The sequence below is a fragment of the Variovorax sp. J22G73 genome, assembly GCF_030317035.1.
Lineage (GTDB): Bacteria > Pseudomonadota > Gammaproteobacteria > Burkholderiales > Burkholderiaceae_C > Variovorax.
The window spans coordinates 1-20,285 of the sequence record NZ_JASZYK010000013.1 but is presented as its reverse complement, the minus strand read 5'-3'; the positions used below and the strand labels follow the sequence as shown (position 1 = coordinate 20,285).

The window sequence follows — 20,285 nt, the reverse complement described above, 5'->3', positions numbered from 1 at the left end:
CCATTTTCAAATGGACGCCTCGGCGTCCAGGGATGAACTCGGCCTGAAGAAAGCGAACGAGATGCCAGCGGTGGATCCGTCAGACCTGAACACCTCAACCCTTGAAGGAGATGATCTGATGAGCCAACTCAATCGCCGCGACCTGGTCAAGACCGGCGGCACCATGTTTCTTCTCGGCGCCGCTTCGGGCGCAGCGCTGCTGTCCGAGGCAGCGCATGCGCAAGACAGCGTGAAGCTGGGCCTCCTGCACTCCCTGTCAGGCACCATCGCGATTGCGGAAGCCTCGCTCGTGGACGCCGAGAAGATGGCCGTCGACGAAATCAATGCCGCTGGTGGCGTGATGGGCTGCAAGATCGAGGTGGTAGTCGAAGACGGCGCGAGCGAGAACTCGGTGTTCTCTGAAAAAGCTCGCAAGCTGCTCGAGCGCGACAAGGTCGCGGCCATCATCGGCTGCTACACCTCCGCCTCTCGCAAGGCCGTACTGCCGGCGCTTGCGCGCGCCAAAGGCCTGCTGTTCTACCCGACCTACTACGAAGGCCAGGAACAGGACAAACACGTGATCTACACCTCTCAGGAGGCCACCCAATCGGTGGTTGCTGCGGTGGAGTGGCTCGCACGCGAGAAGGGCAAGACGTTCTTCCTCGTAGGCTCGGATTACATCTACCCACGCACCTGCAACAAGATCGCCAAGCCCACCATCGCCAAGCTGGGAGGAAAGGTGCTCGGCGAAGAGTACGCGCCGCTCGGCCACACCGAGTTCTCCTCGATCATCAACAAGATCAAGGCCGCGAAGCCCGACTGCATCTACAGCACGGTAGTCGGTGGATCCAACGTCGCGTTCTACAAGCAGCTGCGCGCGGCCGGCCTCGATGGCAGCAAGCAGACGCTGCTTTCAACCGTCGTGTCCGAAAACGAGATCGAAGGGATCGGTAAGGACAACGCGGCAGGCTACTACGCCTGCATGGGTTACTTCCAGAGCATCAAGAGCGCAGCAAACGAGAAATTCGTCAAGGCGTTCAAGGCCAAGTACGGAGGTGACCGCGTGATCGGCGACCCGATGGAGGTGGCCTACAACTCCGTCTACCTGTGGAAGCTCGCGGTCGAGAAGGCCAAGTCGTTCGACCCCGAGAAGGTGCTGGCCGCGAGCGCCGGCGTCGAGATCGACGCCCCCGAAGGCAAGGTGCGCGTGCATGCAGGCAACCAGCACGTCTGGAAGAAGGTCCGTGTGGGCAAGGCGCTCGCGGACGGCCAGTTCGAGATCGTCTGGGAATCGCCCAACCTGGTCGAGCCGAACCCGTTCCCCACGCTGTAAGCGTACGGACCACCACGCCCACCTGGCTACTGGAGTCTCATGACTATCGACATTGCAATCATGCAGGTCTTCAACGGCGTGAGCCTGTTCACGATCCTGCTGCTGATGGCCATCGGTCTGGCCATCGTCTTCGGCCTGATGGGCGTCATCAACATGGCTCACGGTGAGCTGATGGCGCTGGGCTCTTACGTGACCTACCTGACAGCCAACGCCTTCTCCAAGTTCGCGCCTCAGTGGATGGGAATCTACCTGTTCGTGGCAATCGCACTGGCCTTCCTCGTCACCTACGCCTTCGGCTATCTGCTGGAACGCGGTTTCGTGCGCTTCTTCTACAACCGGCCGCTGGACACGCTGCTGGCCACCTGGGGCCTGAGCCTGATGCTGCAGCAAGCCTATCGCTCGATCTTCGGAGCGCAGGAAGTCAGCGTGCCGCTGCCCCAGTGGCTCAGCGGCGCATGGGAGCCTGTGGTGGGAATCCAGTTGCCGATCAGCAGGATCTTCATCATCGGGCTCACTGTCGCGGTGGCCACGAGCGTTTATCTGTTGCTGAACCGAACGCGCTGGGGACTGAAGGTGCGCGCGGTCACGCAGAACCGTGCGATGAGCGAGGCAGTCGGCATCGACACCCAACGGCTGGATGCGCTGACCTTCGCGCTGGGCGCGGGATTGGCGGGCATCGCCGGGTGCGTGTTCACGATGATCGGCTCCACCAACCCCGGAACTGGGCAGCTCTACATCGTCGACTCGTTCATCGTGGTCGTGTTCGGTGGTGTACAGAGCCTGATCGGCACGGCGCTCTCGGGATTCGCCATCGCCCAATCACAGACCACGCTTGAATACCTCATGAGCGGCTCAATGGCACGCGTGACCATCCTGCTGCTGGTGATCGTGGTTCTTTATTTCCGGCCCAACGGGCTGTTCGCGACCAAATCCAGGAGTTGATGCAATGAAAGATTTCATTCGTGCGGCGGACACCCGCGCCACGATGGTTGTGATCGCGCTGCTCCTGGCCATGGTGGTCCTGCTCGATCCCTTCCGCCTCAACCTGATGGGCAAGTACATGTCCTTCGCCTTCGTCGCGCTCGGCATCGTGCTCCTGTGGGGCTATGGCGGAGTGCTCAGCCTCGGACAGGGCCTTTTCTTCGGTGCCGGTGGGTACATGATGGCCATGTTCCTCAAGCTGGAGGCCTCGGTGCCGCAGCTGCCGGATTTCATGGTGTGGAGCAGCGTCGAGCACCTGCCGCTGTGGTGGCAGCCGTTTCATAGCCTGACGCTGACGCTGCTTCTGATCGTGGCGCTGCCGGCGTTGCTGGCTTATCTCTTTGCTTACGCCATCTTCCGCAAGCGGGTGGGCGGCGTCTACTTCGCCATCGTCACACTTTCCCTCGCGCTCACCGGCACTGTGCTCATTGTCGGCCAGCAGGGTGACACGGGTGGCGCCAATGGCATCACCGACTTCCGCACGCTCGTCGGCATGGATATCGTCGGCGACGACGCCAAGCAGACCATCTATCTGGTGGAAGCGGCGGTGCTTGCTGTGGCCATGGTCTTGTGCGTGGCGCTCATGCGCAGCCGCTTCGGCAAGGTGCTGATCGCCATTCGCGACAAGGAAGACCGAGTTCGATTCAGCGGCTACAACACGGCGCACATGAAGGCATTCGTCTTCGCCATCTCGGCGTTGCTGTCCTCCATTGGCGGGGCGTTCTACAGCCTGCAGGTCGGATTGATATCGCCGACTGCAATCGGCGTGGTGGCCTCCATCGAGATGGTGATCTATGCCGCGGTCGGTGGTCGCTTGTCGATCCCGGGCGCGGTGATTGGTGCCCTGCTGGTTGGCTTCCTGAAGTCCTACCTGTCCGAGGCCTTTCCGGAGATCTGGCTCTATTTTCTTGGCGCGCTGTTCATCGTCGTCGTCGCTTTCATGCCGCTGGGCATTGCCGGCATCGTCGATCGCCTGGCCACTGGCCGCGGCGCCAAAGGAGTCGCGCCATGAGTGCCGTGCTGCCATTGTCCACAACCTCCACGGAGACCCCCACCGTGTCTTCTGTCTCCACCACGGCGCAGCAGATCCTGCAGGTCGACGCGCTCACCGTGTCCTTCGATGGTTTCAAGGCTGTCGACGGCCTGAGCCTTTCCATCCACCGCGACGAACTCCGCGTCATCATCGGCCCCAACGGCGCCGGCAAGACGACGCTGCTCGACATGATCTGCGGCAAGACGCGCCCCACCTCCGGAAGCGTGCGCTTCAACGGACGAGAGCTGGTGGGGTTGCCCGAGCACGAGATCGTTCGCGCCGGCGTGGGACGCAAGTTCCAGACACCCTCGGTCTATGAAGACCTCACGGTGATCGAGAACTTCGAGATCTCCATCCCCGGCAAGCAGGACGTTCTGGGCTCGGTCTTCTTCCGCAGAAGCCGCGATGTGCAAGACCGGATCCGGGCGGTCGCCGAGCAGGTCTTTCTTCAGTCGATGCTGCAGCACAAGGCAGGCCGGCTGAGCCACGGACAGAAGCAATGGCTCGAGATCGGCATGCTGCTGATCCAGTCACCCGAGCTTCTTCTGCTGGACGAGCCTGTCGCCGGAATGAGCCCGCGCGAACGCGAGCTGACCGGCGAGCTGCTGCAGCGAATAGCGCGCGGCAAATCGGTCATCGTCATCGAGCACGACATGGACTTCGTCAAGCGCATCGCCAGCAAGGTGACCGTCCTCCACCAGGGACGTGTCTTGAGCGAAGGCAGTGCAGCGCAAGTGCAGTGCGACCCGCGTGTCATCGATGTCTACCTCGGGCACTGAAGGAGAGAACATGCTGGAAGTCAGCCATCTGAATGTTTTCTACGGCGAGTCGCAAGCGGTTCGCGATGTGTCCTTCAGCGTGGGCCGATGCGAATCGGTGGCCATCATGGGCCGCAACGGCATGGGGAAGACCACGCTGCTGAAAGCCCTGATCGGCATGCTGCCGACGCGCTCAGGAAGCATCCGCATCGACGCCCAAGAACTGGCAGGGACTCCCAGTCATTCACGCGTTCACCACGGGCTGGCGTTCGTTCCGCAGGGGCGAATGATCTTCTCGCAGCTGACAGTGGAAGAGAACATCCTCGTCGGCCTGCGCGCGGCGGCCCATGCGGTGGTGCCCGAATACATCTACCGCTTCTTCCCGGTGCTGGCCGAGATGAAATCCCGCCGTGGCGGCAATCTCTCGGGCGGACAGCAGCAGATGCTGGCGATCGCACGCGCACTGGTGACCGAGCCGAAGGTGTTGATCCTCGACGAGCCGACCGAGGGCATACAGCCCTCGATCATCAAGGAGATCGCGCGCACGCTGAACGTGCTGCGCACCGAGCGACAAATCGCCATCGTGGTGTCCGAGCAAGTGCTGAGCTTCGCGCTCGACCTGGCAGACCGCTTCCTCGTGATCGACGGTGGACGCATCGTCCACGACGAGGCTCGCGCGCGGCTCGACCAGGACAAAGTCAAGTCGTTCCTCACCATCTGATTCACAACATTTTCCTCAACCCGTTTCTTTCACCTCAACCACCTGGAGTTTCATATGCGTCACGGAGATATTGGAAGCAGCAACGATTGCGTCGGCGTGGCCGTCGTCAACTACAAGATGCCCCGCCTTCACACGAAAAGCGAGGTGCTTGCCAATGCGCGCAAGATTGGCGAGATGGTCGTGGGCATGAAGCAGGGGCTGCCCGGCATGGACCTGGTGATCTTCCCCGAGTACTCGACGCACGGGATCATGTATGACCCCAAGGAGATGTACGAGACGGCCTCCACCATTCCGGGCGACGAGACCGAGATTTTCGCCGACGCCTGCCGCCGCGCCAATGTGTGGGGCGTTTTCTCTCTGACCGGCGAACGTCACGAGGAGCACCCGAACAAGGCGCCTTACAACACGCTGATCCTCATGAACAACAAGGGCGAGATCGTGCAGAAGTACCGCAAGATCATGCCGTGGACACCCATCGAGGGCTGGTACCCGGGCGACTGCACCTACGTGAGCGATGGTCCCAAGGGCATGAAAGTGAGCCTGATCATTTGCGACGACGGGAACTTCCCGGAGATCTGGCGAGACTGCGCGATGCGCGGCGCCGAGCTCGTCGTGCGCTGCCAGGGCTACATGTACCCTGCCAAGGAGCAGCAGATCATGGTCGCGCGCACCATGGCCTGGATGAACAACGTCTACGTGGCCGTGGCCAACGCGACCGGCTTCGACGGCGTGTATTCGTACTTCGGCCATTCGGCGCTGGTGGGCTTCGACGGGCGCAGCCTTGGCGATTGCGGGACCGAAGAAATGGGCATTCAGTACGCCGAGATGTCGGTCAGCGCGATTCGCGACGCGCGCAAGAACCAGCAGTCGAACAACTTCCTCTACAAGCTCGTGCACCGTGGCTACACCGGCAAGATCAATTCGGGCGAAGATGCCGCCGGCGTGGCCGCCTGTCCGTACGATTTCTACGGCAAGTGGATCAACGACCCTGAGGGCACCCGCAAGATGGTCGAGGGCTTCACCCGCGAGGCGCCGGGCACGCCGGAATGCCCCATCGAGGGCATTCCCCACGAAGCCTCCACGCACCGCTGACATCCATCCACTTCACGGGGCGGTGGCGCCCTTGCGCCGCCCCGTCATTGAGGACACCTGTGCCTACCTCGACGATCACCCCCAATTCCATCGACAGCTACAGGCTGGCGGCCAAACCCTTCTACAAGCCCACCGGCAATGAGGTCGAGCTCTACGAGCAGGCCTATGCCCACCGCATGCCCATGCTGCTGAAGGGTCCGACGGGCTGCGGCAAGACCCGTTTCATCGAATACATGGCGTGGAAGCTCGACCGGCCACTCGTCACGCTAGCCTGCAATGAGGACATGACGGCCTCCGACCTGGTCGGGCGCTACCTGCTCGATGCTGACGGCACCGCATGGCATGACGGACCGTTGACGCTGGCGGTGCGCCACGGCGGAATCTGCTATCTCGACGAGGTCGTCGAGGCGCGGCAGGACACCACGGTGGTGATTCACCCGTTGACCGATGCCCGCCGCATCCTCTCGCTTGACAAGAAAGGCGAGGTGGTGCAAGCGCACCCTGACTTCCAGCTGGTTGTGTCTTACAACCCGGGCTACCAAAGCCGCAGCAAGGATATGAAGCCGTCCACGCGCCAGCGCTTCGCGGCGCTGGAGTTCGACTATCCGCAAGAAGCCATCGAAGCCGCCATCGTGGCCCGGGAAAGCGGCGCGAGCGAGCAGGTCGCGCAGTGCCTGGTCAACATCGCGCACCGCTCGCGAGCACTCAAGTACCGTGGGCTGGACGAGGGAATTTCGACCCGGATGCTGATCTATGCCGCACGCCTGATCGTCTCCGGCGTGAGTCCCCGTCAAAGCTGCGAGATGACGATGACCCGTGCTCTCACGGATGACCCCGACATGTCCAGGGCACTGCAAGGCTTCGTCGAGGCGCAATTCGACGAGGGTTGAGTACAAACATGATCTCGATGGATTCCACAGCGCCGCGCGTGCTGCTCTCGGCATGGCTGGAAGAACTGAACGAAGACGATCCGGCGTGTGCGCGAGCAGTGGAGGACCGCCTCGCTGCGCTGCTCGAGCACGCGTCCATCGAAGCGGTCGGACGCTGGATTCTCACCGGCTTGCGCCTGCACGCTGACGATCGCAATGGCCGGCGCGCCTACCTGTCCTTGGCGAACGGACCTTCCATCGAGTCGCTGCACCGAGAAGCGGCGTCGGGTGGCGTCGAACGCTGGGCACCGTCACTCGGGTGGTTCTTGCGAGGGCTCACCGGGCGTTCCATCCTTATCCAGCCGCTCGACCAGGGCAGGCTCTACGCAGCCCCGCTGCGCCCCTCGTTGACACCGACTCACCTCTTGCTGCCCGGCGATTACACCGTCCTGGACGGCAGTGACCGCTCGCGGCTCTACCGCGCAGCCACGGCGCATGCCGCGGCGCACCTGCTGCATTCGCCAGCCGGTCTTCCCGCCGGCAAGCTCAAACCGATGAGTCTTGCCGTCATCTCCGCAATCGAGGACGCGCGGGTGGAACGACTGATGCTGCGCACCTACCCGGGCATGCGTGGGTGGTTCGTTGATGCGCTCACGCTGGCATTGCAGCCCCGCGCCCTCAGCTTTGGAGCACTGGTCTCGCGCATGGACCTGGTGCTCATGGATGGCAACTACCAGGACGACAATTACTGGGTCAACAAGGCACGCGATCTTTTCGAAGCGCAGGCGACGATCGACCTCGACGACTATGCCGCATTCAGGCGCATCGGCTCGCTGCTCGCCAACGACCTGGGCCAGATGCGCGTGCCCTTCCGGTCCGAGCTCTACCGGGTACCGGCCCCCTATCGGGACGACAACGCCTTCCTTTGGACTCATGAAGACTCGCGCGCGCGGCCTCAGGAAATGGTGCTCGAGTCGCCACCTCCCGGCCCATCGCGGCCACCAGCGCCGCCACCGCCCCCCCCATCGGACGATGCGCAGTTGCCATCGGAAGAAACGGGCACGCGCGAAGAAGAATTGCGCAGGACAACGTACCCCGAATGGGATCATCGCGTCGCTGTGCTGCGCAAGGACTGGTGCACAGTGATCGACAAGCTTCCGTCGTGGCGAACCGCAATGGCCGGGGCCAAAGCAGCGGCGCCCGCGCGCATCGGGGGCGAAGCGTTGCGGCTGGTACGCGCGCGCCGGCTCAGCCGCGCCCACAGGCTTCGCCGTCAGTGGGAAGGCGACGACCTCGACCTGAATGCGGCCATCGAGGTGATGGTGGCGCATCGAGCCGGCATCCCGGCGGAGCCGCGCCTGTTCATCGGCAGCGCCAGCGAGGCACGTGCCTGCAGCGTGCTGGTTCTGCTCGACCTGTCGGAGTCGACCAACGACCCGCTGAATGACACCGGTGCCTGCCTGCTGGACCTGGAGAAGCAGGCGGCGTTGATGCTGGCACGCGCCGTGAAGGCGGTGTCCCCCCCTACACTCCATGCGGCCGCGACAGCGCACGGGACTGCGGACCGGATAGCGATCCACGGATTTTCCTCGAACACCCGTGCCGGGGTCGACAACTATCGGCTGCTCGACTTTGGTGCGCCGCTGGATGCGCGAGCGGAAGCCATGATCTGCACGGCGCCTGGTCGCCACTCCACGCGCATGGGCGCCGCACTGCGCCATGGCGCGCGCACGCTGTCTCACGAGGTCTCGCAGCACCGGGTTATTCTGATCGTGACGGACGGTGCGCCGTCGGATGTGGACGTCCACGATCCCGCGTACCTGATCGAGGATGCACGCACCGCGGTGCTGGAAGCGCGCGCCGAAGGGCTGCAAGTTCATTGCCTGGCCGTGGACGCCGCGGCCGACGTCTATGTTCGCAAGGTCTTCGGCTGGGGCCATTTCGACATCGTGGACGATCCGCATGCTCTGCCCGCCACGCTGTGCCGGCTGTATGCTCGCCTGAGTTCGGCATGAGTCATCCAGCGTGAATCGCCGGGCACTGGCGTTGAAACACCCCTAGTCAACCGCGAGGACACAGTCCGTGGCCAACAAAGATCCCGTGCGCGTCGGCGTTCTCTATTCGAAGACCGGCGTTACCTCGACCATCGGAAAGTCTCAGCTTCAGGGCACCTTGCTGGCCATCGACGAGATCAACGCGGCCGGCGGGCTCGACGGTCGAGAGATGGTGCCGGTTTATTACGATGCTCAGTCGACACCTGCGATCTATGCGAGCCTGGCCGAGCGGCTGATCGTCGAAGACAAGGTCAACGTCATCCTGGGCTGCTACATGTCGAGCAGCCGGAAGGCGGTACTGCCGCTGATCGAGAAGTGGAACAAGCTCCTGTTCTACCCCACCCTCTATGAGGGGTTCGAGTTTTCGAACAACATCATCTACACCGGTGCGGCGCCCAATCAGAACAGTGTGCAACTCGCCGAGTTCATGACAGCCAACTTCGGCGCGCGTGTGTACCTGGTCGGATCCGACTACATCTATCCCTACGAATCGAACCGCATCATGAGCGAGCTCGTTCTGCAGCGCCAGAACAGCGAGAAGGTGGCAGAACGCTACGTGGCGCTGGACGCGACCGAGGAGGACTTTCGTCCGATCATCGAGGAGATCAAGAACCTTCGGCCGGACTTCATTTTCTCCACGGTCGTCGGCGACTCCGCTGCGTGCCTGTATCGAGCCTATGCCGAAGCTGGATTTGACCCCAAGACCATGCCCATCGGCAGCCTTACTACTTCGGAAGCGGAGGTCTCGCAAATGCGTGGGGCGGGCACGGGCCACTTCACGTCCGCACCCTATTTCCAGTCGATCAGTTCGCAGACCAACCTTCGATGTCTCGAGCGGCTGCGCGAGCGCTTCGGGGAGGACTGTGTTCCCAACCTGTGCTGGGAAGCCGCCTATTTTCAGACCCATGTGTTCGCCAATGCCTTCGCGCGGGCCGGTACTGACGAACTGGCGCAGCTCATGCCCCACATCCTGGGCAGCGAGTTCGAAGCGCCACAAGGCCGGATCCGAATCGATCCAACGAACCACCACACTTGCCTTTATCCGCGTATCGGCGTGGTCAATTCCAAAGGGCAGTTCACCATCGTGCGCGAGGCGACGCGCCCAGTCCATCCTGATCCGTACATGGTCACCCATTCGCTCGGTGACTGGGCCGCCGAGCTGAGCACGCTGGAGCTCTGACGTGAGCGCAGATCCCGTTCGTCAGAACGCCGGGCCGACGTCGACCCAGTTGAAAAACCTGCGAATGCTGCGCGTGGCGGTGTGCCACCCCGACGACGCGGACGGCCAACAGCTGACACAGCAGTTGCGCCGGATCGGCTGCCACGTGCAGGGGTTCTGGCCGCCACTGCCCCAATTGCCCGAGCAAACAGATGTCGTCTTTCTCGCGGTACGACCGGACAGCATCGACATGAACTATGAGTGGTTCAGTGCAGAGGACGGGCCGACCATCATTGCGGTGGTGAATTACGAAAATCCCACGATCGTCGAGACGGTGCTCCGGGTCGGGGCCAAGGCCACGCTGCCTTCGCCCGTGCGGTCCTTCGGGTTGCTCTCCGTGCTGGTCGTCGCCCGGCAAGTCCATGGGGACCTGAAAGCTCAGAAGCGACACCTTCGCAAGCTGATTGGCAAGGTCCAGGGTGTGCGCCGGATCGAGGAAGCCAAAGCCATCCTCATGCGCACTCGAGGCATCGGCGAGACCAAGGCCTACGATCTGCTGCGAGACCAGGCGATGAGCAAGCGTGTCAGCATCGACGAAATCGCGCAGACCATCGTCAACGCCAATGAAATCCTGTCGCTTGGCAGGCCTTGACCGCGCGAGCCTGTGGCCGCATGCAGAACAAGGGACTAGAGCCGCACTGGGAGGTGAATACAGCACGCAGCGAATTCGGGGGATCATAGAATTGGCATCCACGTACCCTTGCGCGGCTGTCCCGTCAAGACCAGCCTATTCCCGCAGCGTGAACACCACCGACAGGTATGAGACCGGTCCGCTCCGAAGTAGGACGGTTCAGTCGACCATCCCTGTCACGGCGACCGGCATGCATTTGATGGTCAAGCACAAGATGCAAGGTATCCGCAACACCAGCAATGTGGCGCGGTGGTGAGTGAAGGCCTGCGTCAGGAAAAGCCTTCGCGGGTGTCGCTGGCAAGCTGGCCGAGCTGACGGCGACCAGAGCCGAGGTGCCTGCCTCGAACCAAGGCGGCCTTCCCGCGTGCGGGATCAAGCATTCCCACGGCCGTCGCCGCCGTGGTCATGGGCCCATTTCCATCGCAAGCGATGTGCGCGCTGCCCTGCCGAGTCGTGCTGCTGCGGCGCGTGGGAGCGCTGCGGTTCAATGCGAGCATGACGAAGGCGCCCATGAGGATGCCCCCGTTGATGATGCTCGCCGCACTCAAGTTTTACGACCCTTAAGCGTTGACCGTGTGCAACGCTTGAATGATCATCGAATACGAATGGAAGGCCAGCGTGATGCCGGCACCGGAGCCGAGCATGTTGTCATAGGCGTTCGGAAAATCCCCGCAAAACGCGCCAGCGCGCGAACACAAAGCCGTGGAGTTCAAAGGCCTATCGACGGTCAGTGAGCCAAAAAATAGCCCAGCCGGGCAGACCGACTGGGCTCAGAACTAACCACGCTTCCTTCCGGAGAAGCGCGATAAATCTAGCTTCCTGGCGAAAAGCGTACTGTAGGACGATCCCGCAACTGCGCTTGAGTGCGCCTCTCTGGCGCTATGAGCCATCGCGCTCAACGAAATGAGAAGTACCTCGGAGCGGGCAAAAAAATGCCGCGCGACGCCAAGTGGCTGAACTCAAGCAAGCTCGTTCTCTATGCGAGAAGCTCGCGACCTCGCTCGCATCGAGGCCACGAAATCGCGTAAACAGCGGCGCAATCTGCGGCAGATTCACACACTCAACCCAAAAAGGGGAATATCAAGCACTTATCCACACAGTGAAGCCTGAGGCTCACGAAGCGGGTGGGTCAGTCCTCGATGGAAATCCAGGGTCAAAGAGCGGCGAAATCCAGCACTTGGCTCAACGCGGGTCGTCGGAAATCTCAGGGTCGCACCGATTGCTGCTGCAGCCAGCCGACAGGCTGCCGGCCACGACCGGAACGGTTTGCCCGCAGAGCGCCGAATCGCATAGCCCGCGCGAACCGGGTACCTATGCGGAGCGCCACGGCAGCCTGCGCGTGCGCTCGCGCTTTTCTTCTTCGTCGAAATGCGCGAGCGAGGGTTTGATGAGGTCGCTGCGCGCCACGATGCCCGCCAGGGCGAACGACTGCGCGTCTTTCACCACGGGCAGGCGCTCGAGCCGGTGGCGCGCCATGCGCGTGGCCACCGTGCGGCAGTTTTCGCCCGGCAGCGCGTAGTACAGCGGCAGGTCGGCACAGGCCTCGCCCACGGTGGCGAGCGGGCCGCCGGCGCCGCCCGCCTCATGCACGTCGCGGGCATGGCACGCGGCCAGCATCACGCGGTCGGCCATGCCGATGACGCCGCCGTTGCGCAGCACCGGGAACGCGCGGTGCGCCTGCCCTTCACCGAAATACGCGAACAGCGCGCGCGCCACCGGCAGCGCCGCGTCGATGCTGCGCACCTCGCGCGTCATGACTTCTTCGACCGAATGCCGCTCCAGCGGATCGACGCCGTACTCGCGGTAGATGTGATAGCCGCGGCGCGCGATCTTCTCGGTGAGGATGGAGCGGCGCATGGTCAGCACCGTGAAGCCGTAGGCCACGGCTGAGGTGGTGAGCAGCGGCAGCAGCGCATTGCTGTCGTGCGTGAGGCCGAAGGCGAAGACGGTGGCGGTAAGCGGCGCGCGCATCACGCCGCCCAGCGTGGCGGCCATGCACACCAGCGGCCACAGCGTTGGGTCGTTGCCGGGCAGCACGTGCGACAGCACCGCGCCCAGGCCGGCGCCCATCATCAACAGCGGCGCGAGCACGCCGCCCGAAGTGCCCGAGCCCAGCGAGACGACCCAGATCAACGCCTTCACCGCCAGCAGCGCAGCCACCACGCCCAGCGCCAGGTGGTTGTTCAGCAGGTCGCCGATGACGTCGTAGCCCACGCCCAGCGCACGTGGCTGAAAGTAGCCGCCGATGCCCACCGCCAGGCCGCCGATGGCGGGCCACCACATCCAGTGCACCGGCAGCTTGCCGAACCAGTCTTCCACTTTGTAAAGCGAGAGCGACAGCGACGCCGACAGCGCCCCGCACAGCACACCCGCCACCACGCACGACAGCATGGCGAGGGGGCCGGGCACGGCCGTCTGCAGCGGGAACAGCGGGCCGGCGTCCATCAGCAGCGGCCGGGTGAAGCCCGCCACCGCGCAGGCCACGGCCACCGGCAGCAGGCTGCGCGGGCGCAGCTCGAACAGCAGCAGCTCCACGGCCAGCAGCACGGCTGCCACCGGCGTGCCGAACACGGCCGTCATGCCGGCGGTGGCGCCGGCCACCAGCAGCGCCTTGCGCTCGGCCGCGGTGAGGTGAAAGTGCTGCGCGATCAGCGAGCCGATGGCGCCGCCGGTCATGATGATCGGCCCCTCGGCGCCGAAGGGCCCGCCGCTGCCGATGACGATGCCCGAGGACAGCGGCTTGAGCAGTGCGACCTTGAACGACATCCTGCTCTTGCCGAACAGGATTGCCTCGATGGCCTCGGGAATGCCATGGCCGCGGATCTTGTCGGAGCCGTAGCGCGCCACCAGCCCGACGACGAGCCCGCCCACCACCGGCACCGCGATGACCCACAGGCCCAGCGTGTTCGCGCCCGGCGAATGCTCGGCCAGCGAGAAGGTCTGGAAGAAGAACAGGTTGGTGAAGAAGCGGATCAGGTCGAGCAGCACGCGCGCCGCGCCTGTGCTGATGGCACCGATGACGGCGGCCATGGCGGTGATGCGCAGCAGGCGGGTGTTGAGCGCGAAGTCGCCACGCGGCGGATGGGAATGATCGGTGCGGGCGTTCATGGCGTGTCGGGAAGATCGATTTGCGGCACGTCGAACACGCCCTTGAGCGAGCGCAGCTCGGCGCGGTGGAGTTCGGCCAGACGCAGAAGCAGCCGTTCGCCCTTGGCGAGCAGGTGCACCTCGACCTGCCGGCGATCGGCCTCGCTGGGCCGGCGCTGCACGAGCTCGAGCGCCTCGCAGCGCGTAACCAACGCCACCACGCCGTGCGGCTGCAGCTGCAGGCGCTCGGCAATCTCGCCCACCGAGGCCCACTCGCGCCCGGGCACGCCCTTGATGTGCAGCAGCACCAGGTACTGCTGCGGCGTGAGGCCCTCGCCCTGCGCGGCGCGCTCGGAGAAGCGCTCGAAGCGGCGCATCTGGTAGCGGAACTGGGAGAGCGCCTCGAAGTCTTTCTTGGCGAGTTTGCGGGATGAGGCCATGGTCTATGGGTGCAGCGAAACGGCCGCAAATATATCACTTCACGATATATCCACATTCGCTTCACGCTGAGGACTTTGAGCCGAAGTGGAACAGCCGGCGCACGCTGCGCGTACAGCCGGATCGCTGTAGGCACAGGTGGAGGATCTTCTTTGAGCGTGCTCGTGTCTTATACGAACACATTCATCATTCGCCTGAGGTTCTCGTTACTGAGATCGCGGTACAGCGCACCGATGAGCTCGGTACCTTCCAAGGGCATCGGGACATACGAGCTGCCGCCAGTGCCGCCGCCCATGAACACGAGCTTGCCGACGCGCGAAAGATCAGCGAACGCGAATGCCACGGCGCTGTGGCCACCCATCGCCTTTCCAATGAGGTACGCCCTGTCGATCTCCAGCACATCCATCAAGCCCTTCGCGGCCGTGGCGTTGAGCTCAGGGCGAGACCCCGTCAAGAAAAATCGGATCGCTTTTGCTCCAGCCAGAAGCATCCATGAGGACGACCTGGTAGCCGACCGAGACGAGCGACTCGACATTGCGAAGGAGGTTCGACCAACCACTCGCGCCGGGAACCGCAGCCATGAAGCATGACGACGGTCTGCTCGCCGTCGCCGGCATCGTTGTAGTGGAGCTGCAGATCTAGATCGCCGTCCTCGATTCAACAAGGCGGCTGGTCGGTGCATCGGTGATGGTCGTGGTATCGGTGGTTATGTGGTGCAGTCTTGCAAGGGCATTCTTAGAAACTTGCGAGCGCTGCCAAGGGCAGTACAGCCGATCCGCCTGATGCGGATTTCGGCGGATGCTAAATGCAGAACTGGCTGTTTGCACGAAGCATCGCGGCGTCGCTTGCCCGATGAGCCCGAGCTCTGGATCAGGCACACCTCGGTCGACCCATGCCTGCAGCAAAGAGGTGGCGGTGGCGGCATCATCACCGGGTCGATGGCTACCCGATGCTGGCCCGCTCCCGATGGGCGATCACGTGCTGCAATGCGGCTTCCAGCATTGGCCAACTGGCGAAAAAGTAGACCCTGTCGACTCGATCCCACCGGCCTCCAAACTCCTTGAGCGTCGAAGCGAAGGCTCCGACGCTGCCCAGCAACGCTGGTCTCACTTGACCATAGGGCTCGCAAAACGATACGACGGAGCAGCCGAGCTTTAGGGCCAGCGCCTCTGCTCGCTCGGCGCCGCCTGAAACTGGAAAAAGCATGAACCGATCTTCCCATCGGCTGCTACGTCTTTTGACAAAGCAGCCCAAGAATGGATGTGGTAATTGCGCCTCGACCAAGGCCATCCTCGAGGCTTACGAGTCGATTGCGAAAGCCGGCATCGAGGCCGCGGTGCCGTAGTAGCTGCCCGAGTCCTGCGGCTTTCGGCCGCCCCCAAAGACGGTACACCGGCGTCGGATGACGCTGCGAGTGGTGTCCGCCGATAGAAAGGCGTGAGCCTGTCCATCGGATTGCCCCTGCTGGCTGGCGGAAGTTGGCCAGTCGTCCAGCCTTCTCAGGGCTTCGGGGCTTAACATCTTCGGCCAACACCAAGGAACTGAATGACATTGACGCGGCGGGAAAAAGAGACTGCGCTCCGGCACGCGGGGATCGCCATTCGCCCATACCCCAAGCTCGACCCCGCGTTGGCTCGGGCGGACCCATTGGAAGCCGATCGCTTTCTGATCATGGCTGGCAGTGCCTGGGAGCATGAGGTTGACCGCCTGTATCTGCAGATGCGCCAGAAGCGGGAGACTGAGCAGTACGCGGAGGAAGTCCGTCAGTTCGCCAGCCTGTGCAACGCACAGGGCATTCATGCGGCTCTCACGGAGCTCAACGCCCGGGTGCCGCACCGCTACACGGCGGTGTACCGGCTTCGCGACATGAAGCTGTCCAATATTGAACTGGTCGACAAGCGCGGAGAAGTTCGCCCGGAGTTTCTGGCGGAGGTACCCCTGACGTCCAGCTTTTGCCAGTACGTGCTCAGGGACGGCGTATTTCTTACGAGCGACTCCAGCCAGGACGATCGGCTGAACGGGCATCCGTATAAGGGCGTGATGGTCGCCTACCACGGCGTTCCCATCCTAGACGCCGAAGGCAAGCTGTTCGGATCGCTGTGCCACTTCGATGTGGTCGAACAGCCGCTGAGTGATGAAGAGTTCGGTCGACTTCAAGCGTTTGCCCGCGCACTCGCTCAATACGTGGCCTAACGCTTCGGCCGAGCACACAGAAAGGACGACCCCCGAACCGTGAGACCGATCCCGCTCGTGGCAGCTCTACGTAGCCGCAGCCGCCGCGGATCAGTGTCTCAAGGATTCGGCGGATTGGTCTCTCATCCGAAATGGCGCTGTGCGCCCATCGCTTCAATGAACGCCTCGATCGCGGCTTCCGCGCTTCCAGCCAGAGAACAACCCGAGCTCGCAGCTCATGTCTTATAGCGGCCTGCCCGCAAACACTGATGCTTCCGTCGCCCCCATCCCGGTACCTGCACGACACGCCTGCTGGCATGACGTGCGCCGGGAGGCGCGCGAAGACAAGCATGCTCGGTAACAACCACCTGGAGCGTCAGATCAAGCCCTGGGAAACGGGCCGCAATAAGGCGAAGTCGGGGTTTATGCGAAGTCTTCGTGATGGCCGACGCGAACGCGCTCGACTCGCGCAGCCGGGGCACTTCGCATAATCACAAGGAGCGCCGGAACGCCAACAGCGCTTTGGGCGGCCGGTATCGAGCATGCTTGATCTTGGGTTGCTTCAAGCGCGCCAGTGCTCGCTCCTTCATGGCGAGGTCCGCTTCGACGTACATGTGCGTCAAGCCTGGAGGGCTGTGCGGTAGGCACCGGGAAACGAGCGCCAATGCGCCAAAGGTGGTCGGGTGCGTGCTCGGACTGCTGTTTCTCAGCGACATCTCTCGCGCGCTCGACACGCGGCGCGAGCGGCTAGCAGATAACCATTGACGGCAGCGCCGAGGAGGCACTCGACCTGTTGCGTCAGATGCCGCCCCCCCGCATGGGCAGCACGTTAGTCCGCGAGGGGCCGGCTACGACGTACTTCCCGGCGTGGCGCACACCTCACGCAGCAATGCCGGCATGGCCCTGATCGTCACGATCGAGACTCCTGTCGCGGTCGAACGGACCGCGCCCCTCGCCGTCCGACGATCACGCCCACGTCATGGGTTTCGGCAACGATGGGAAAACGTGCGAGGTCGAAGACGCGATCCAGCGCGTGCTGTGCGCAATTCGCGATGCCGGCAACTGCACCGGGCTGATCTAGGCTCGTCACGATCTGCACAAGCTCACATCGCGCTGTTGGTTGCTTCCTCATCGCCTTCAATGGTCCAAGTCCTCATTTCTTTTGGCGGACGCTCTGGTACGAATGTGCCACCGGGCCACACGCACCGCCGACCTGCTCGGCTTCGGTGCATCTGATCTGGCTTCAGTCGCCGAAACCATTCGCGACAACGCCGCCGTCGCGGTCGACACGCAGCTTGGTGATCAACTCGTCGAGCGCGCCCGCCGCGCCGTCGGGGTCCCGCTGCCGCAGGCGAAGCACAACCTTTCGCCGCAGCGGAAACAAGTCGGGCCGCGGTCGCACCGGGATCACATGGGTCATGCGTTCGCGCAGCACGCCAGTCATCGTCTGCGCCATCAGCATCAGCGCCGCGTTGTGCCCGGCCACCGCGATGGCGGAAAAGAATCGGCTCGCCGATTCGATGCGCTGCGCAAGCGAATCGTCAGGGCCATGCGCCTCGATGGCGTCGACCGCTGATTCGACCATGTCGAGCTCGGCCTCGCTGGCGTGCTCGCACGCCAGCCGAAGCAGCCGGCCATACAGCGTGCGGTAGGCCTCGTCGAGGTCGGCGGTGCCCAGCTTTCCCTCGATCACCTGCTTGCGAAGCGACTCCGCCAACTGCATGTAGGCGCCCTTGTAGAACACCAGCGCATGGTCCGCGCAACCCTCGCTCATGTGCTTCACCTCGCCGATGAAGACATGGTGGTCACCCGCGTCGTGACAGGCATGCACGCGGCATTCGAAGCTGGCCAGGCAATCCTCGATGACGGGCATGCCCAGGGACCCTACATGCCACGCGACCCCCTCGAACTTGTCTGCAATCTTGCTGGAGGCAAAGCGTCCTGACAGTGCATCCTGGCGCTGCGAGAGGATGTTGATGGCAAAGGCGTCGGACGCGCAGAACGCGGGCACCAGGCTGCTGGCCTTGCGCAGGCTGAAAAGAACCAGCGGTGGCTCCAGCGAAACGGAGCTGAACGAGTTGCAGGTCAGCCCCACCGGCTGTCCGTCGGCATTGGTCGTCGTGATGACGGCCACGCCGGTCGGAAAGCAGCCGAGCAACTGGCGAAGCTGCCGCGGCTCGATGGCGGTGCCGGGCGTCGCCGTCCGTTCGGCAACAGGAGAAGAGGTTTCGGGCATGAGGCTTCCTTTGCGCGCTGTCAGTAGAGGTTGGCCAGGGAGGCCTTCAGGAAGCCGCCGTCGACCGCGATGTCCTGCCCGTTGATGTATGTGGATGCATCGCTCGCCAGGAAGCAAACGGCGTCCGCGACGTCGGAAGGCAGGCCGAGGCGCCGTGCCGGAATGCTGGAGATGCGGCTCTGCAGCTTGGCTTCGTCGCGGTAGTGCACTTCCGACAAGGGGGTCCGGATCATGCCGGGGCTGATCGAATTTGCGCGCAGGCCGCGCGGTCCCCACTCCACTGACATCTGGTGCGTCAGCGCGAGCATGGCGCCTTTCGAGGTACCGTAAGCACCGACGCGGGTAGCGACCTGCGCGGCGATCGACGCCACGTTGACGATGCTTCCGGCCTGCCGCTCGAACATCATCGGCACCAGCGCCTGCGCGCACAGCAGGGCCCCGCGCAGGTTCACCTGGAGCATGCGGTCCCACAGCGCGACGGGAAAGGCCTCGAGCCGCACCGGCGCGGCGCTGATGGCGGCGTTGTTCACCAGCACGTCGCAACGTCCGAAGCGCGACCGAACCACGTCCGCCATGGCGGCGATCGATGCGGGGTCCGCGATGTCGCATTGCACGGCCAGCATGCCGTCGGTTTCGGCGGGCGTGGCCGCGCAGCCGATGTCGACCTGCACCACCTTCGCACCCATCGCCTGCAGGTGCCGGCACATGGCAAGGCCGAGGCCACCGGCCGCGCCGGTGACCACCGCCACCCTGCCCTGCAGCGCTTCGCGGCCGAAGGCGGCCACGGCCCCTGCCCCGGCCCCGGCGCGGACCGGCGGCGCCACGGCGTCCGCAACGCCAGCCGCTTCGCCGTGGGTCAGGTGCGCGCGCACCCGCCCTTGCGCGTCCAGCCAGCCCTTGCTGGCGGCGTAGCCGATCATCGCGTCGAAGCCCGCGTCCCATTCGGCCTCGCCCGCGTGGCCCGAGAGGAACCGCAGCACGGCCGGCGCGAGCCGGACGTGCTCCGCACCATCGCGCTGGCCAATGCGGGCAATGGCCTGCTCCAGCTGCTGTGGCGCTTGGGGGTCGACCCGGACATCGAGTCGGTTGAAGACCGAGGGCTCACTCAAGGTGATGCCGCCGGCATGGGTGAGGTGCACGCGCATGGTGGGTCTTTCTGCTTGTCTGCCGAGCCTCAGGCCGTGGCAAGGCGGGTGGCGCCGACTTCCTTGCGGATGGCCGGGATGATCCGCTCGCCCCACAGTTCGATCTGTCGCAGCATGGTCTTCTGGTCGAAGTCGCCCAGCTGCGTCTGCAGCGCGATGTGCTTGGGCCGCAGGATGCTGATCTCTTCCAGCATCTTGTCGATCACCTGGTTGACCGAGCCCACGGGCAGGTTGCGGCGCAGTTGCTCGAAGCTCGGGTCGGTCTCCGAAGGCACCTCCTTGACCATGTAGCCGTCGTCGGACTGCGCGCGGCGGTACTTCAGGCTCTCCGAGATGCGCCGCTGGAAGCGTGCGCAGTCCAGGTAGGCGTCGATCTCCGACTTGCTGTCCGACGCATAGGCGCAGCGCAGGAAGCCGAACTTCACGTCCTCGTCCAGGTCCTTGCCATTGTCCTGCGCGACCTTCTCCAGCCGGCCGCGCAGCGCCGTGATGGCCTCGTTGCCGTTGAGCAGCGCGGTCACGAACAGGTTGTGGTTC

General features: G+C 63.8%; 17 protein-coding genes. 11 read left to right on the top strand and 6 right to left on the bottom strand.

The genetic code is table 11. The features are described from left to right. Nucleotides 1-118 precede the first annotated feature (118 nt). The 10 genes from urtA (at nucleotide 119) to QTI51_RS31685 (ending at nucleotide 10,631) form a co-directional block, all read left to right on the top strand. Complete coding sequence (urtA, locus tag QTI51_RS31730) at nucleotides 119-1,312, top strand: urea ABC transporter substrate-binding protein (RefSeq protein ID WP_503011565.1); 1,194 nt, start codon at nucleotides 119-121, stop codon at nucleotides 1,310-1,312. Nucleotides 1,313-1,351: 39 nt separating this feature from the next. After that, entirely contained in the window at nucleotides 1,352-2,254 is a 903-nt protein-coding gene (gene urtB / locus QTI51_RS31725) for an urea ABC transporter permease subunit UrtB (RefSeq protein WP_286517257.1), read from the top strand. A 4-nt stretch (nucleotides 2,255-2,258) separates the two neighbouring features. Next, complete coding sequence (gene urtC / locus QTI51_RS31720) at nucleotides 2,259-3,305, top strand: urea ABC transporter permease subunit UrtC (protein ID WP_116913321.1); 1,047 nt, start codon at nucleotides 2,259-2,261, stop codon at nucleotides 3,303-3,305. After that, nucleotides 3,302-4,105: an urea ABC transporter ATP-binding protein UrtD gene (urtD, locus tag QTI51_RS31715; RefSeq protein WP_116913320.1), complete on the top strand. Its 804-nt coding sequence runs from the start codon at nucleotides 3,302-3,304 to the stop codon at nucleotides 4,103-4,105. The genes urtC and urtD overlap by 4 nt, the downstream gene beginning before the upstream one ends. Before the next feature lie 10 nt (nucleotides 4,106-4,115). Then, nucleotides 4,116-4,805, top strand: coding sequence for an urea ABC transporter ATP-binding subunit UrtE (gene urtE, locus QTI51_RS31710; RefSeq protein ID WP_116913319.1), 690 nt, complete (start codon nucleotides 4,116-4,118; stop codon nucleotides 4,803-4,805). 54 nt (nucleotides 4,806-4,859) lie between these two features. Next, nucleotides 4,860-5,897 carry an aliphatic amidase gene (locus QTI51_RS31705; protein WP_286517256.1) on the top strand — a complete coding sequence of 346 codons (1,038 nt, stop codon included), beginning with the start codon at nucleotides 4,860-4,862 and terminating at the stop codon, nucleotides 5,895-5,897. 59 nt (nucleotides 5,898-5,956) lie between these two features. Continuing rightward, a complete protein-coding gene (locus QTI51_RS31700) occupies nucleotides 5,957-6,787 on the top strand; it encodes a CbbQ/NirQ/NorQ/GpvN family protein (protein WP_286517255.1) in 831 nt (276 codons plus the stop codon). Nucleotides 6,788-6,795: 8 nt separating this feature from the next. Then, on the top strand, nucleotides 6,796-8,781 hold the full coding sequence (locus tag QTI51_RS31695) for a nitric oxide reductase activation protein NorD (protein ID WP_286517254.1): 1,986 nt from the start codon (nucleotides 6,796-6,798) through the stop codon (nucleotides 8,779-8,781). 67 nt (nucleotides 8,782-8,848) lie between these two features. Then, a complete protein-coding gene (locus QTI51_RS31690; RefSeq protein ID WP_286517253.1) occupies nucleotides 8,849-10,000 on the top strand; it encodes a transporter substrate-binding domain-containing protein in 1,152 nt (383 codons plus the stop codon). A gap of 64 nt (nucleotides 10,001-10,064) precedes the next feature. Beyond that, nucleotides 10,065-10,631, top strand: a complete 567-nt coding sequence (locus QTI51_RS31685; RefSeq protein ID WP_116913315.1) for an ANTAR domain-containing protein — start codon at nucleotides 10,065-10,067, stop codon at nucleotides 10,629-10,631. A gap of 1,350 nt (nucleotides 10,632-11,981) precedes the next feature. Here QTI51_RS31685 and QTI51_RS31680 read toward each other — a convergent pair. The 3 genes from QTI51_RS31680 to QTI51_RS38995 form a co-directional block, all read right to left on the bottom strand. Continuing rightward, nucleotides 11,982-13,778, bottom strand: a complete 1,797-nt coding sequence (locus QTI51_RS31680; protein ID WP_286517251.1) for a chloride channel protein — start codon at nucleotides 13,776-13,778, stop codon at nucleotides 11,982-11,984. Next, a complete protein-coding gene (locus tag QTI51_RS31675; protein WP_116913353.1) occupies nucleotides 13,775-14,197 on the bottom strand; it encodes a MarR family winged helix-turn-helix transcriptional regulator in 423 nt (140 codons plus the stop codon). The genes QTI51_RS31680 and QTI51_RS31675 overlap by 4 nt, the downstream gene beginning before the upstream one ends. A gap of 167 nt (nucleotides 14,198-14,364) precedes the next feature. Continuing rightward, a complete protein-coding gene (locus tag QTI51_RS38995) occupies nucleotides 14,365-14,685 on the bottom strand; it encodes an alpha/beta hydrolase (protein ID WP_353506561.1) in 321 nt (106 codons plus the stop codon). Between the two features lie 1,055 nt (nucleotides 14,686-15,740). Here QTI51_RS38995 and QTI51_RS31665 point away from each other — a divergent pair. Continuing rightward, entirely contained in the window at nucleotides 15,741-16,388 is a 648-nt protein-coding gene (locus tag QTI51_RS31665) for a GAF domain-containing protein (RefSeq protein WP_286517250.1), read from the top strand. 1,222 nt (nucleotides 16,389-17,610) lie between these two features. On the opposite strand, the gene QTI51_RS31660 is transcribed toward QTI51_RS31665, so the two are convergent. The 3 genes from QTI51_RS31660 to QTI51_RS31650 all read right to left on the bottom strand — a co-directional run. Next, complete coding sequence (locus tag QTI51_RS31660) at nucleotides 17,611-18,603, bottom strand: flavin reductase (RefSeq protein WP_286517249.1); 993 nt, start codon at nucleotides 18,601-18,603, stop codon at nucleotides 17,611-17,613. 20 nt (nucleotides 18,604-18,623) lie between these two features. Further along, nucleotides 18,624-19,748, bottom strand: coding sequence for an SDR family NAD(P)-dependent oxidoreductase (locus tag QTI51_RS31655; RefSeq protein ID WP_286517248.1), 1,125 nt, complete (start codon nucleotides 19,746-19,748; stop codon nucleotides 18,624-18,626). A 29-nt stretch (nucleotides 19,749-19,777) separates the two neighbouring features. Then, nucleotides 19,778-20,285, bottom strand: a 508-nt coding sequence (locus QTI51_RS31650; protein ID WP_503011560.1) for an LLM class oxidoreductase, incomplete at its 5' end; no start/stop codon positions are given.